The organism is Cellulosimicrobium sp. 72-3, from assembly GCF_013127315.1.
Taxonomy (GTDB): domain Bacteria; phylum Actinomycetota; class Actinomycetes; order Actinomycetales; family Cellulomonadaceae; genus Cellulosimicrobium; species Cellulosimicrobium funkei.
In genome coordinates, this window is sequence record NZ_CP053419.1 from 3,086,389 (window position 1) to 3,100,094 (window position 13,706).

Sequence of the window (13,706 nt, forward strand, 5' to 3'; positions counted from 1 at the left end):
GGCGTGACGGCTCAGTCGGCCTCGGCGCGCAGGACCCGGAGGTGCCCACGCCGCCCGACCTCGGTGACGTCCGGCGGCTCCGGCTCGGTGCGGACCTTGCCCGCCTCGCGGACGGCGTCGGCGAGCGCGGAGAGGTCGTCGTCGCTGGGTCCGGTCTCGACGAACTGCGGCGACAGGCGCACGACCTCCCAGCCGCGCGGCGCGGTGAGCCGCTCCGCGTGCTCGGCGCACAGGTCGTAGCTGTGCGGCTCGGCGAGGTGCGCGAGCGGGCCCAGGACCGCCGTGGAGTCGGCGTAGACGTAGGTGAGGGTCGCGACGGCGGCACGGACGCACGCCGTGCGCGAGCACTGCCTGACGGATCTCACGGCCTGACCTTACGCCTTCCGGAGGGGTCCTGGAGACGGCACACGCCGTCCGCCCCCGCTCCGGGCCGTGGCTGGTCGCGGCCGGGTTCGTACCGGAGCCCGACGAGCCCCGGTGCGTCGGGCGGCGGCCGACTAGAGTCGGGGTGTGCGTGGCAACTCATCGTCCCCCGGCTCGCGCCCCGACCCGGCCGGCGCCGGGCGCCGGGCCCGCGACCGCTGGTCGCGTCGCAGCGCCGTCACCCCTCCCCCGGTCTCGTTCGACGAGCTCGTCATCCCGCCGCGCGCCCCCGGGCCGGGCGGCCACGGCCCGGTGCCCCGACGGCGCGACCGCCGGGGACGCGGCATCCGGGGTCCTCTCCTGCCGCCGACCGCGCCCGCGAGCCGCACGCGCGCGGAGAAGTTCGACGACGTCGTGCTCGACGTCGTGGAGCGCGTGCAGCGCTCGTGGGCGAAGCAGCTGCGCGGGACGGAGTTCGCGGTGGAGGACGTGCCGCCGTCGGACCCGGCGCCGTGGGAGGACGGCGGCGTGCCGCTCGGCCGGTGCTTCCCCGCCGAGTCGGGCCAGCCTGCCCGCATCGTGGTCTACCGCCGGCCCGTCGAGGCGCGCGCGTTCGACGCCGAGGACCTCGAGGACCTCGTCCGCGACGTGCTCGTCGAGCAGGTCGCGCACCTGCTGGCGCGCACCCCCGAGGAGATCGACCCGCGCTACACGGGCGACCGCTGACCGTCGCCTAGCGTCCGAGCCCGGCCGTGTCCGACGCGCGGACCGCGACCTCGTGCGCGGCGGGCGCCTCCGTGACCGGCAGGAGCACCGACACGAGGCTCGGCGCGCCGTCGCCCTCGTCGCCGCTCGGCGTGCCCGCGCTCGCCGTGAGCGACCAGACGGGGAGCAGGCCGTCGTCCTCCCCGACGACGTCGACCGTCACCGCCGCGGGGACGGCCTCGGACCCCTCCGCCGGCACCGTCGCCGGGTCGAGCGTCTGCGTCGTGCCCGCGCGGAGGGTCAGGGTCGTCGTGCCCGCCTCCGCGCCGCTCTCGTCGTAGACGCGCACGAGGAGCTCGAGCGAGCCCGTCGGCTCGTCCTCGTCGGCACGCGCCGCAGGCACGGCGGCGAGCGTCAGCGCGGAGGACGTGCCCGGGACGAGCGCCACCTGACCGGCGGGCGACGCGTCGTCGGCGGGCCCGGCGCTCTCGTCGGCGCTCGCCGCGTCCGCCACGGGCGGCAGCGGTCGCGCCGCGACCCAGGCGCGGTCGTACTGCCGCTCCTCGTGGAGCAGGTCGGGGTCCGGCTCGCCGCGGCGGTCGACGGACGCACCGCCGACGACGGGGACGTCGGCGTGCACGGAGACGGCGTACGCGCCCGCGGGCAGGCCGCCGAGCGACACGTCCGTGACGACGCCGGGCGTGAGCGCGACCTCCTCGGCCCCGCGCAGGGGCACGGCGCCGTCCTCGCCGTAGACCGTGACGCGCGCGGTCCCGGCCTCCTCGCCCGGGGCGAGCAGGCGCAGCTGCGGCGCGTGCGGGTCGTCGACCGCCTCCCCGACGCTCGTGACGCCCGCCAGCGCAAGGTCCGTCGTCGGCTCCGCGCCCGGGACCACGTGGTCGACGCCGAGCGGCACGAGCCCGTCGAGCGTCGAGTGCTGCAGGTAGGCCGACACCAGGCCGCCCGACGCGGCGACGTGAACGACGAGGCGGCGCTGCTCGGGGGCCGCGGCCTCGACCAGCGTCACGACCTCCTGCCCCGGCCCGACGAGCTGCTGGCCGCCGCCGGAGAGCACGACCTCGCCCCCCTGTCCCCAGACCTGGACCTGGACGACGGCGGGCGTGAGACCGGGGTTCTGGAGCACGAGCTGCGAGCTGCTCCCGATCTCGGTGCTCCCGCCGACGAGCCACTGGCTGATGCCCGGCCGCGAGCAGCTCGCCGCGGCGAGACCGCGCAGGTCTCCCTCCGTCGTCACGGAGCCGACGGACGCGGCCACGCGGGGGGACGCGTCCTGGGCGGGGCGCACCGTCAGGACGCTGCCGTGCTCCGGGTCCTCGACGTCGCCCACGGTGACCTCGGCGCCCGGCCCGGGCGCGAGCTCCTGCTCCTCGGGGTCGCCGCCGTCGAGCACGCCGAGCCCAGCGGTCCCGTCGCCCTCGACGACGGCCCGCAGCCTGCTGGACGTACCGACCGGGGCGGGACCGAACTGCGCGTCACCGACCGTCTCGGGGTCGGTGAGCCGCGCCGGGCCCGGGCAGACCGAGACCTCCTGGGCGGGCTCGACCGTGACCTCCTCGACCGCGTCCGCCGGGGCCGGGGCCGCGGGCAGGAGCGCCGCGCCCGTGCTCCCGAGCACGACGACCGCGCCCACCGCCAGGACGCCGACCAGCCCGGCGCCCGTCGTCGTGACACGGCGCACCACCGCCCGGGCGCGGCCAGGGCGCGCGTCCGTCTCCCGAGCCTCGTCGGGGCTCGTCCCGTTCGTCGTCGACACCGTTCCTACCTCGTTCCCGCGCGACGGCGCCGGACCGGCACCGCGAGCAGCACGTACACGACCAGGGTCACGCCCGCCGCCGCCATCCAGCCGGACCGGTGGTCCGCGGCGTGGTACACCTCGAGCCGCCCGGCGTCGGTCCCGAGGGCGAAGGCCTGCAGCCCGCCGGTCGTCGCCGGGTCGACCGCCTCCAGCGGGCGGCCGTCGAGCGTCGCGCGCCACCCGGACGACGCGTCCTCCGCGAGGACGACCTGCCGGTCCTCAGCCCCCTCGGGCACGGTCGTGACGACCGGGCGCAGCGCGTCGCGGTCCGCGGCCAGCGGCTCGACGCCCGCGCCGGACTCGACGCGCGCCCACGACGGCTCGCCTCCCTCGGGCACGACGCGCCAGAGCAGCGCCGAGCGGCCCTCCGTCATGCGCTCGAGCCCCGGCACCATGTCGAGCCGGGCGACGAGCTCGGCCCGCGCCTGGTCCTCCGGCGCGGACGCGGGCAGGAGCACGGCCCCGACGCCCAGACGGCCCAGGCCGTCGGCGACGTCCGCCGAGGTCCCGGAGACGAGCTCCGCGACGAGCCGGGGCAGCTCGCCCTCGGTCACCGCGGGGTCGGCCGCCTGCCACGCGTGCACGACGACCGACGAGTCGACCGCCTGCGGACCGTCCGAGCGCAGCGCCGCGTACTCGACGACGCCACCCGGACCGTGCTCCAGGGTGAGCACGCGCGCCTGGCGCGGCGAGGACTGCATCTGGCGGCCGACCGGCGGCACCACCGGCTCGGTCGTGGCCACGACCGAGCCGACCCGGGCGTCGTCGCGGTCGAGCACGCCCACGGTCCACGACGCGGCGGTCCCCAGGGGCAGCAGGGTGACGACCAGGGCGAGCGCGACGACGGCGCCTGCCCGCCAGCCCGGGGCGCCGGCACCGGGCCATCGCGGGACACCGAGGAGCGCAGCGCCGAGCAGGGCGAGCAGCGCGAGCGACAGCCCGGCGCCGGGCCACCCCGTGACCGGGGCGTCGGGCGACGCCCCGGCGGCCACGACGGTCGACCCGGCGAGGACGGCGGCGGCCAGCCCGAGCGCCGCGACGAACCACGCGCCCACGGCCAGACGGCGGCCGCGCAGCACGGCGAGCACGGCGAGCAGGACCACGACCGCGCCGGCGGCGAACGGAGCCCAGCGCGCGAGGAGCTCGCCTGCGCCGCTCCCGTCGAGCCCGAACCACGCCTCGGGCGCGGTCGGCAGCCCCAGGAGCTGCTGCCACGGCGCGGCGGGCGTCGCCGCGACCGGCGCGCCCGGGTCGGCGAGCAGCAGCCGCCACCCGCCGTCGCCCGCGGTGCGGGCCACGTGCACGAGGAACGGGGCGAAGAGCACGAGGGCCGGCACGGGGACGAGAGCGAGGTAGCGGCGGTGCGCCCGGACCCCGAGCGCCACGACGACGAGCACGACCACCCCGACGGGCAGAAGCACGGGCGCCCCGGCGACGGCGACCGCGAACAGCAGGCCCGCGGTGGCGGCAGCCGCGAGCGACCCGGGCTCGCGGCGCGCAGCCCGGCGGACGACGTCCTTCGTCGGGGGCGCGACGACGTCGAGCCGCTGGAGCCCGAGCGCGCGGACGACCGCGAGCGCGAGCCACGGGAGCGTCGCGTGCACGAGGACCGCGCCGACCCGGCCGGCTCCCACGGCGGTGAGGAGCGCGGGAGCGGCGACCCAGACGAGCGTCGCCCAGGCCCGGAGCGGCACGGAGCGCGTGACCGCGCCCGCGGCGAACCACGCGCCCAGGCCGGCCGCGAGGAAGCACGCGGGGACGAGCAGGTTCACGGCGGTCTGCGTGGCGCCGCCGGCGAGCAGGGACGCCGGGACCAGCGCGGACACGAACGGGTCCGCCGGCGCGGGCGCGCCGAGCCCCGTGGTGACCCAGCCCGTCGTCGCCGCGCGCCACACGTCCCCGAGCGTCCCCGTGGCCGGCAGCAGCGACCCGCCGACGAGCCGTCCGCCCGCGAGCAGAGCCCCTGCCAGCGGCCCGAACACGACGGCGGTGAACCCCGCCAGCACGACGGCGGCCCCGGCGAGCCCGGCCCGACGCCGCACCGCGAGGGCGCGCAGCTCGCGCCGCTCGATGTCGGTCGGCGCCCACGCGGTGCGCCGCTGCTCGGCACGCGCGAGGCGGCGGTCGCGCCGCTCGACGAGCACCTCCCGCCACGTCCCGCGCAGCGGGCGCAGCGCTCGGCGCGGGAGCGTCCGGGTCCGGCGCGCCACGCGGCGCGCCCGCACGACGGGCCCGACCCGCACGAGCGCCCACAGCGGCGCGAGCAGCTCGTCCCGGGCCTGCCCCGGCTGCTTGACGAGCAGCCGGAACGCGGCGTGGAAGGGTGCGCCGACGACCATGGCGAGCGCGACGAACGGGAGCCACGGTGCCGCGACGCCGACGAGCCGCGCGTGGAGCTGGGAGTGCCGGCGCGCCGCCGACGACGCGTCGGGGTCCGGGGCGGGGAGCGCCGTCGTCCCGCGCCGACGCTCGCGCAGGGCGAGCAGGGAGGCCTGCGCGTGCCGCACCACGGCCGACGGCACGACGACGACCCGGTGACCCGCGAGGCGCGCCCGCCGGCACAGGTCCAGGCCGTCGCCGAACGGGCCGAGCTCGGGGTCGGTCCCGCCGAGCTCCTGCCACACCGACCGCCGCACGAGCGCCCCGGCGAGCCCGACGGCGAGCACGTCCTCGCGCGCGTCGTGCTGCCCCTGGTCGACCTCGTCCTCGTCGATGCCGGTCAGGCGGCGGCCGAGCGGCGTCGTGGTCACACCCACCTCGACGAGGCGGCTGACCGTGCCCGGCTCGAACGGCGCCGCGGGCTGCGCGTCGGTGCCGGGCACCCAGCGCTCCTGCTTGGGGCCGGCCACCGCGACCGCGCTCGAGTGCTCGACGGCGCGCAGCAGCTCGGCGAGCGCGTCGGGCGCAGGGGCCGAGTCGTCGTGCAGGAGCCAGAGCCACGTGCCCGGCTCGACGTTCGCGAGGGCCGTGTCGACCGCGTCGCCGAACGAGCGGGCGCGCGGCGCCGCGACGAAGCGCGCGTCCCCGAGCTGGAGGCCCTGGTGCTCGCTGCTCGCGTCGCCGGTCGCGGCGTCGACGACGACGACCTCGTGCGGGCTCGTCGTCTGGGCGCGCAGCGCCGCCAGCGTGTGGGCGAGGAACGGGGTGCGGCCGCGCGTCACGACGACCGCCGTGACCGTGGTCACGACGGGCAGCGCGCCCGTCACGGCGGCGACGATCCCGGGTGCCGCGACGACGCCCGGCACGGCGGCGGCGCGCGCGGCGGCCCCCGGCGTGACGTCGCCGGGACGGGCGCTGCGCGCGGACGTGGTGAGGTCGGAGGAAGTCATGTCCCGTCGATCATGCGACGGACACGGCTCCAGGCGCGGCATTTGCGCGCCCCGGTGTGGCGGGTGTCGGCCACCCGTCACGACGGCACCCGTCGGCGACGCCGACGAGCCCTCCGGGCCGAGGCCCGGTCGTCAGACGACGCGGCGCTTGAGCTTGCGGCGCTCCCGCTCGGAGAGCCCGCCCCAGATGCCGAAGCGCTCGTCGTGCTCGAGCGCGTACTCCAGGCACTCGGCCCGGACCTCGCAGCCCGTGCAGACCTTCTTCGCCTCGCGCGTGGACCCGCCCTTCTCCGGGAAGAAGGCCTCCGGGTCCGTCTGGGCGCACAGCGCGCGCTCCTGCCACCCCATGAGCGAGTCGTCGACCGGCTCACCGAAGAGCGGCAGCACCGGTGCCACGCGCTCCACCTCTCGCTCAGCGTCGGAGGGGAAGACCCCGCCCGTCCCGTCCAGCATGTTCCACATTGCTCGCCCCTTCATGCCGTTCGCCGGGCCTCGAGCGAGAACCAGGCAGGAAACTGCATTGAAGAAATTACACGCGTGTCATCCGCGGGCGTCAAGCCGAAATGTGATAGCCCCGCGGAGGGCCCGGGTGAAACCACCACATCTCGGGTGTCGATATCAGCGCCCTAGGGTGGTGTCCATGGTGACCGCTCCCCACTCCCCCGCCCCGCGCGACGGCCGTCCTGCCCACGTCTCTGACCTGCTCCGACTCGTCACGCGCGACCCGGGTCGGCCCCGTCTCACGTGGTACGGGGACGACGGCGAGCGCGTCGAGCTCTCCGGCGCGGTGCTCGAGAACTGGGTCAACAAGACGACGAACCTGCTCGTCGAGGAATTCGACGCCGGCCCCGGAACGCGGGTCGTTCTCGATCTTCCCGTGCATTGGCGCACCGTCGTCTGGGCGTTGGCTGCATGGCGCGTGGGAGCCACCGTGGTCCTGGTCGACGAGAATGCCACCGCCCCGGGCACCACGCACGCCGACCTGGTCGTCACCCACCGTCCTGACGTGTGGACGAGTTCCGGCGCGGAGCTCGTCGCCGTGGCTCTCCCTGCCCTGGCACGCCGGTTCGACGGCGCGCTGCCCCCCGGGGCGATCGACGCCGCGTCGGCGGTGATGAGCTACGGGGACCAGATCGGCTGGGCACCGGAACCCGACGGGGACCTCGAGGCGCTCGTCGCGGACGAGCCACGGACCCGGCTCGCGCACGCTGACCTGCTCGCTCCGGCAGGCGGAGCCCGCGCCCGCCGGCTCCTGGACGCGCGACGCGGGGCCGCCGCCGTCCTGCGGGCGCTCCTCGACACGTACGGCACGGACGGCTCCGTCGTCCTGCTCTCGGCCGCGACCGCAGCACAGCTCGACCGCGACGACCCGAGGCGTGCCCGGATCGTGCGGGACGAGCGCGTCGACGACGACACGTCGGGCAGGGGCGCACGACCGCTGCCCTGATGGCGACGTCCGGTCGCTGCTGCGGCATGATGGGTGCCCATGCGCGGCATCATCCTGGCCGGTGGATCCGGCACCCGACTGCACCCCATCACTCTCGGCGTGAGCAAGCAGCTCGTCCCGGTGTACGACAAGCCGATGATCTACTACCCGCTGTCGACCCTCATCCTCGCGGGCATCCGGGACATCCTGGTCATCACGACCCCGCACGACGCGGAGCAGTTCCGCCGGCTCCTCGGTGACGGCTCCCAGTTCGGCGTCTCGATCTCCTACACCGTCCAGGCCGAGCCGAACGGGCTGGCGCAGGCGTTCGTGCTGGGCGCGGACTTCGTCGGGGACGACTCCGTGGCCCTCGTCCTGGGGGACAACATCTTCTACGGTCCGGGACTGGGCTCCCAGCTCACCCGTTTCGACTCCCTGGACGGCGGCGCGGTCTTCGCCTACCGCGTCTCGGACCCGACGGCCTACGGCGTGGTGGAGTTCGACGCCGAGGGCCGTGCGCTCTCCCTGGAGGAGAAGCCGCAGAAGCCGCGGTCGAGCTATGCGGTGCCCGGCCTCTACTTCTACGACAACGACGTCGTCTCGATCGCGCGGGACCTCGAGCCGTCGGCACGCGGCGAGTACGAGATCACCGACGTCAACCGCGAGTACCTGCGGCAGGGACGGCTCCAGGTCGAGGTGCTCCCGCGCGGGACCGCGTGGTTGGACACGGGGACGTTCGACTCGCTGCTCGAGGCCTCGGACTTCGTCCGCACCATCGAGAACCGCCAGGGCCTGAAGATCGGTTCCCCGGAGGAGGTCGCCTGGCGGCGCGGGTTCCTCAGCGACGACGACCTGCGCGAGCGCGCGGAGCGGCTCGTGAAGTCGGGGTACGGGAGCTACCTGCTCGGCCTGCTCGACTCCTGACGCCCACGAACCCCGGAACGGCCCGAGGCCCGCACCCCGCACGCGCGGGGTGCGGGCCTCGGCCGACCACGACCGGTCACACCGAGGCGAGAACCTCCGCCTGAGCCTGCGCCCAACGCTGCTCCCAGTCACCGATCGGCTCGACCCCGACCGCGCGCAGCGCCTCGTGACCGAGCACCGAGTACGCCGGTCGCGGCGCCGGACGCACGAACGCGTCCGACGTCGTGGGGACGAGGTGCGTGGTCGAGCCGATGCCGTCGAGGACGGCTCGGGTGAAGCCGAACCAGGAGACGCTGCCCGCAGCCGTACCGTGATAGGTGCCGCTGGGCGCTCCCGCCGTCACGAGACGCACCACGAGGTCCGCCAGGTCGACGGTCCAGGTGGGTTGGCCGACCTGGTCGTCGACCACGCTCAGCTCGGGCCGCTCCGCGGCGAGCCGAGCCATCGTCTTGGGGAAGCACGGGCCTGCCGCGCCGTAGAGCCACGCGGTCCGCACGATCAGGTGGTCGGGCGACTCGGCCCGCACGGCCCACTCCCCCGCCGCCTTCGTCCGCCCGTAGGCGGACCGCGGCGCCACCGGTGCGTCCTCCGCGTACGGGGACGTCGCGGTGCCGTCGAACACGTAGTCCGTCGAGACGTGCACGAGCCTCGCCCCGACCTCGCGCGCCGCCCGGCCCAGGTTCGCCGGCCCGACCGCGTTCACGGCGAACGCGTCCGCCTCGCGCGTCTCGGCGTCGTCGACCGCGGTCCACGCGGCAGCGTTCACGACGACGTCGGCACCCTCCACGGCGGACCGGCACGCGTCGGCGTCCAGGATGTCGAGGTCGGTCCGGGCCAGCACCCGGACGTCGGCACCCGCCCTGTCGAGCACCCTCGCCATGTCGGTCGCGAACATCCCGCCGCCACCGGTCAGCACCCATCGCATGGCCGTGGTCCTCCTGCCGTCCCTGTCGGTGAGCGCCCCGGACGGGGCGCCGGGTCAGCCTATGCCAGCGCCCGGCACGTGCGGGGCGGCCCCGGGCTCGGGGCCTGCGCACGGGCGCACGGTATCGTGATCGCGGCCCGACGGCGCCCGCCGTCACGTCCACCAAGCCCAGGAGGATCAGTGCAGGTTCGGGAACTCTCGATCGCCGGCGCGTGGGAGATCACCCCGCGCCAGTTCGGCGACGACCGAGGCGTCTTCCTCGAGTGGTTCAAGGACGGCGTCTTCCAGGAGGCGACCGGACGCTCGCTCGACCTCCAGCAGGCAAACCTCTCCGTCTCTGCCGCCGGTGTGCTCCGGGGGGTCCACTTCGCCGACGTCCCCCCGAGCCAGGCGAAGTACGTCACCTGTCCGCGCGGCGCGGTGCTCGACGTCGTGGTGGACATCCGGACCGGGTCGCCGACGTTCGGGCAGTGGGACTCCGTCCTCCTGGACGACGTCGACCGCCGCGCCATCTTCCTCTCGGAGGGGCTGGGCCACGCCTTCTGCTCCCTCGAGGACGGTTCCGTGGTCACGTACCTGTGCTCGGCCCCCTACGCTCCCGGCCGCGAGCACGGCATCAACCCGCTCGATCCCGCGCTCGGGATCGAGTGGCCCACCACCGGACGCGACGGCACACCGCTGACCTACGAGCTGTCCCCCAAGGACACCGACGCCCCGACCCTCGCCGACGCCGCCGCCTCGGGCCTGCTGCCCACCTTCGAGCAGGCCCGCGCCTACCTTCCCCGGGCCTGAGCCCTCCCCTTCCCGACCTCCACGGAGCAGACGTGCGAATCCTCATCACCGGTGGTGCCGGCTTCATCGGCGCCAACTTCGTCCACCAGACCGTCGCGGAGCGCCCCGACGCCCAGGTCACGGTCCTCGACGCCCTCACCTACGCGGGCAACGCCGACTCCCTCAGCTCGCTCGGCGACAAGATCACCCTCGTCCAGGGGGACGTCGCGGACGCGGAGCTCGTCGACCGCCTCGTCGCCGACAGCGACCTCGTGGTGCACTTCGCGGCCGAGTCGCACAACGACAACTCCCTGAGCGACCCCTCCCCCTTCGTGCGGACCAACCTCGTCGGGACGTTCGCGCTGCTCGAGGCGGTCCGCAAGCACGACGTGCGCTACCACCACATCTCCACCGACGAGGTGTACGGGGACCTCGAGCTCGACGACCCCGAGCGGTTCACGGAGTCCACCCCCTACAACCCCTCCTCGCCGTACTCGTCGACGAAGGCCGGGTCGGACCTGCTCGTGCGCGCCTGGGTGCGCTCGTTCGGGGTCCGCGCCACCATCTCGAACTGCTCGAACAACTACGGGCCCTACCAGCACATCGAGAAGTTCATCCCGCGCCAGATCACGAACATCCTCTCGGGCGTCCGCCCCAAGCTCTACGGCCAGGGCCAGAACGTCCGCGACTGGATCCACGTCGCCGACCACAACTCCGCCGTCTGGAGGATCATCGACTCCGGCCGCATCGGTGAGACGTACCTCATCGGCGCCGACGGCGAGCAGAACAACAAGGACGTCGTCGAGCTCCTGCTCGAGATCATGGGCCAGCCCTCCGACGCCTACGACCTCGTGACGGACCGCCCCGGCCACGACCTGCGGTACGCGATCGACTCCACCAAGCTCCGCACGGAGCTCGGGTGGGAGCCCCGCTACCGCGACTTCCGCGAGGGCCTCGCCGCGACCGTCGACTGGTACCGCGAGAACCGCGGCTGGTGGGAGCCCGCCAAGGCCGCCGTCGAGGCGAAGTACGCCAAGACCGGCCAGTGATCGCGCGCCCCTGCGACGCGAGGGAGCTGGACCTGTGAGCGCGCTGACGGTGAGGCTCGCCGGATTCTTCGGCGTTCCCCTGCTCAGCGCTCTCGCGCCCTTTCTCATCCTTCCCGTCATCTCGCGGATCTCGGGCGCGGCTGGTTGGGGTAGCTTCAACGCCGCGCAACAGATCGGCGTACTGGCCGCGGTAGCAGTCACCTTCGGGTGGGGCATCTACGGGCCACCCGCGGTGAGCCAGACGACGAACGAGTCCGAACGACGCGGGTACTATCGGAACAGCCTGATTGCCCGACTAGCGGTGTTCGCCTTCGCCGCACCCGCCGCGTCGCTGGTCACCGTGGCCGTCGTCAACCACGACTTCCTCCTCGACTCGATCCTCATGACCGTCGCGATGGCCGCCGCGGGCTTGCTGCCCTCGTGGTACTGCATCGGCATCGGGAAGCCCGGGTTGCTGGCCAGGTACGACGTCCTACCCCGGCTCGGGGCGACACTGCTCGCCGTGCCGATCCTCTTGGCGACCGGCGCGATCTGGGTGTATCCCGCGCTCACCCTCCTCGCCGTGGCGATCGCAACGGCCGCTTTCACCCGCCGGATGCTGCGAGGAACGGAACGCGCGCCCGCGCGGCCGCCACTTCGGACGATCATGCGTCAGACGTTGTCGACCGCTGCCATCGACACGACCGGCAACGCCTATGGTTCGACACCGGTCCCGATCGCCACCGCGTCCCTGCTGGACGCAGACTCGGCGGCTTTCGGCTCGGCTGACAGGGCCTACCGAATCGGGCTCTCGGTGGTCGTCGTCGCTCTCGGGAACGCGTTCCAAGGGTGGACGCTCGACCCTGACGCGACAGACGCGCGCAGCCGACACCTCTTGGCGATCGGTGCGCACACGGCCACGGGCCTCGTCGGCGGTCTGGCCCTCGCTCTTCTCGGCCCGTGGGCGACGAGCGTGTTCTTCGGCGCTGACGTCGCCGCCACGCCCACACTGTGCCTGTGGTTCGGGGTGAGCTTCTTCTTCATCTCCCTGTCCACCCCGCTGATCCGCAACCTTCTAATCCCTCACGGCCGGAGCCGATACGTGCTCCTCGCGACCGGGATCTCCTCGATCGTCGGGCTGACGACGATGGCCGCCGGCGCGATCGGGAGAAGCGGTGAGACGATCGCGTTCGGGCTCGCGCTCTCGGAACTGGTCATAGCAGGATTTCTGCTCGGACCAGCCCTACGCCTGCTGCCTGCACGCGTGGTCAGTCCCGCGAGGACCTGAGCTCCTCGCCTCGCCAGCTCACACGTCGCGCAAGAGCCTCCACGTCGGCTGGGATGCGACCCATGCGGCCTCCGCGACCGTCAGCGAGGCCCCGGCGAATGACCCGGAGGATGTCGCGTCGAGGCCTCGCGAGAAGGAGCACCAGAATCAAGTGGCGCAGTTCCATGAGTGTGTCGCGCCGGGTGTATGCCGTGAACTGAGAGGCGTACGCGCGATTCAGGACCACCCGGTTCCGCGCACGGTAGTAGTAGCGGAACGGTGTGCTCAGGCTGGTCGTCAGGGGGCCGCTGGGCGTCCGCAGGGTGAGACCGAAGACGCGGACGACGTACGTGCGGCCCAGTTCGTGAGGCAGGTCGACTCCGACGACTGCGAGCGCGTCCAACCCGTGGTTGCGGATGCGCAGGAAGTACTCGGTGTCGACGAGGTCGATGAACAGATCGTCTCGGAAGGCCCCCACGGCGCTGAGGGACGCGCCAGAGTAGAGGGTTCCCGACTGGATAGGCTCACGCGCTCGCACGATGCCCGGCAACACCTGCTCGCCCTCAGTCTGCGGCAGTCCGGCAAACCTTGCGGGCGCCACCAAGCCCATCCGAAGTCCAGCGGCGGTGCCCCGGTCCCAGGCGTCTACAAGCGCAGCGACAAAGCCAGGCGGGATCGCGCTGTCTTGGTCGAAGGTGAGGAGGAGGTCGTCGGACCCCGGGTCGACGGCTGCAACACCGGCGTTAAGCGCTCCTGCGATGCCACGGTTGTGCTCGCGCCGAACGACCTGGACCCCGGAGCGCCGCAGCTCGTCAAGGACCGCGTCAGCCGTGTCGCCGCTGCCATCGTCCACCACGACGATCTCGTCCACCTGCGCCGCCAGCCGACGGACGTTGTCGAGCAGCGACCTCTCCGGTCTGAACGCAGTTATGACGGCGGAAATCCGCCGGGACCCGGACGACGCTTCTGTCGCCGCCTTGCCGGAGTCCGCCACGCCCGTACCTCCGTTGTCTTGAGTCTTCGCGTTGGAGCACCTGGAGAGATGCCCGGAAAGGATATCGCCGCCACGACCGAGCCCTAGCCACCTACACTACGGAGGCGGCCGACCACGCCTGCGACCGCGACATCGCTTCCGTACTGCACGCATCGAGA

The 13,706-nt window shown here is 74.2% G+C and carries 12 protein-coding genes; 6 read left to right on the plus strand and 6 right to left on the minus strand.

What is annotated here, in order from left to right:
* Positions 1-11: 11 nt before the first annotated feature.
* Positions 12-365 carry a DUF3499 domain-containing protein gene (locus HKK73_RS13870; protein ID WP_009863301.1) on the minus strand — a complete coding sequence of 118 codons (354 nt, stop codon included), beginning with the start codon at positions 363-365 and terminating at the stop codon, positions 12-14.
* A 145-nt stretch (positions 366-510) separates the two neighbouring features.
* Between HKK73_RS13870 and HKK73_RS13875 the strand changes: the two genes are divergently transcribed.
* Positions 511-1,089, plus strand: a complete 579-nt coding sequence (locus HKK73_RS13875; protein ID WP_336244565.1) for a metallopeptidase family protein — start codon at positions 511-513, stop codon at positions 1,087-1,089.
* Positions 1,090-1,096: 7 nt separating this feature from the next.
* On the opposite strand, the gene HKK73_RS13880 is transcribed toward HKK73_RS13875, so the two are convergent.
* From HKK73_RS13880 to HKK73_RS13890, 3 genes are all read right to left on the minus strand, one after another.
* A complete protein-coding gene (locus tag HKK73_RS13880; RefSeq protein WP_171468219.1) occupies positions 1,097-2,842 on the minus strand; it encodes a DUF5719 family protein in 1,746 nt (581 codons plus the stop codon).
* Positions 2,843-2,847: 5 nt separating this feature from the next.
* The gene (locus HKK73_RS13885) at positions 2,848-6,213 is read right to left on the minus strand and encodes a glycosyltransferase (protein ID WP_171468220.1); all 3,366 of its coding nucleotides are present in this window, start codon (positions 6,211-6,213) and stop codon (positions 2,848-2,850) included.
* A gap of 132 nt (positions 6,214-6,345) precedes the next feature.
* Positions 6,346-6,675 (minus strand): WhiB family transcriptional regulator, encoded by a 330-nt coding sequence (locus tag HKK73_RS13890; RefSeq protein WP_021482334.1) that lies wholly within the window; start codon positions 6,673-6,675, stop codon positions 6,346-6,348.
* Positions 6,676-6,853: 178 nt separating this feature from the next.
* Here HKK73_RS13890 and HKK73_RS13895 point away from each other — a divergent pair, with 178 nt between their 5' ends.
* A complete protein-coding gene (locus HKK73_RS13895; protein WP_171468221.1) occupies positions 6,854-7,660 on the plus strand; it encodes a TIGR03089 family protein in 807 nt (268 codons plus the stop codon).
* A 39-nt stretch (positions 7,661-7,699) separates the two neighbouring features.
* Positions 7,700-8,563, plus strand: coding sequence for a glucose-1-phosphate thymidylyltransferase RfbA (rfbA, locus tag HKK73_RS13900; RefSeq protein ID WP_114552685.1), 864 nt, complete (start codon positions 7,700-7,702; stop codon positions 8,561-8,563).
* Between the two features lie 76 nt (positions 8,564-8,639).
* On the opposite strand, the gene rfbD is transcribed toward rfbA, so the two are convergent.
* On the minus strand, positions 8,640-9,488 hold the full coding sequence (gene rfbD / locus HKK73_RS13905; protein WP_144680942.1) for a dTDP-4-dehydrorhamnose reductase: 849 nt from the start codon (positions 9,486-9,488) through the stop codon (positions 8,640-8,642).
* A 180-nt stretch (positions 9,489-9,668) separates the two neighbouring features.
* On the opposite strand from rfbD, the gene HKK73_RS13910 reads away from it, so the two are divergent.
* From HKK73_RS13910 to HKK73_RS13920, 3 genes are read left to right on the plus strand one after another with little or no spacing between them, the layout of a single operon-like run.
* Positions 9,669-10,280 carry a dTDP-4-dehydrorhamnose 3,5-epimerase family protein gene (locus HKK73_RS13910; RefSeq protein WP_144680941.1) on the plus strand — a complete coding sequence of 204 codons (612 nt, stop codon included), beginning with the start codon at positions 9,669-9,671 and terminating at the stop codon, positions 10,278-10,280.
* Positions 10,281-10,312: 32 nt separating this feature from the next.
* Positions 10,313-11,308, plus strand: coding sequence for a dTDP-glucose 4,6-dehydratase (gene rfbB / locus HKK73_RS13915; protein WP_171468222.1), 996 nt, complete (start codon positions 10,313-10,315; stop codon positions 11,306-11,308).
* A 34-nt stretch (positions 11,309-11,342) separates the two neighbouring features.
* Positions 11,343-12,575, plus strand: coding sequence for a polysaccharide biosynthesis protein (locus tag HKK73_RS13920; RefSeq protein ID WP_171468223.1), 1,233 nt, complete (start codon positions 11,343-11,345; stop codon positions 12,573-12,575).
* On the opposite strand, the gene HKK73_RS13925 is transcribed toward HKK73_RS13920, so the two are convergent.
* Complete coding sequence (locus HKK73_RS13925; RefSeq protein WP_253705649.1) at positions 12,556-13,548, minus strand: glycosyltransferase; 993 nt, start codon at positions 13,546-13,548, stop codon at positions 12,556-12,558. The genes HKK73_RS13920 and HKK73_RS13925 overlap by 20 nt on opposite strands.
* Between the last annotated feature and the right edge of the window lie 158 nt (positions 13,549-13,706).

Bases quoted from the DNA above. Each gene is read 5' to 3' on its own strand.
- HKK73_RS13890 (WP_021482334.1), bottom strand. From the start codon at position 6,675: ATGTGGAACATGCTGGACGGGACGGGCGGGGTCTTCCCCTCCGACGCT.
- rfbD (WP_144680942.1), bottom strand. From the start codon at position 9,488: ATGCGATGGGTGCTGACCGGTGGCGGCGGGATGTTCGCGACCGACATG.
- rfbA (WP_114552685.1), top strand. From the start codon at position 7,700: ATGCGCGGCATCATCCTGGCCGGTGGATCCGGCACCCGACTGCACCCC.
- HKK73_RS13895 (WP_171468221.1), top strand. From the start codon at position 6,854: ATGGTGACCGCTCCCCACTCCCCCGCCCCGCGCGACGGCCGTCCTGCC.
- HKK73_RS13885 (WP_171468220.1), bottom strand. From the start codon at position 6,213: ATGACTTCCTCCGACCTCACCACGTCCGCGCGCAGCGCCCGTCCCGGC.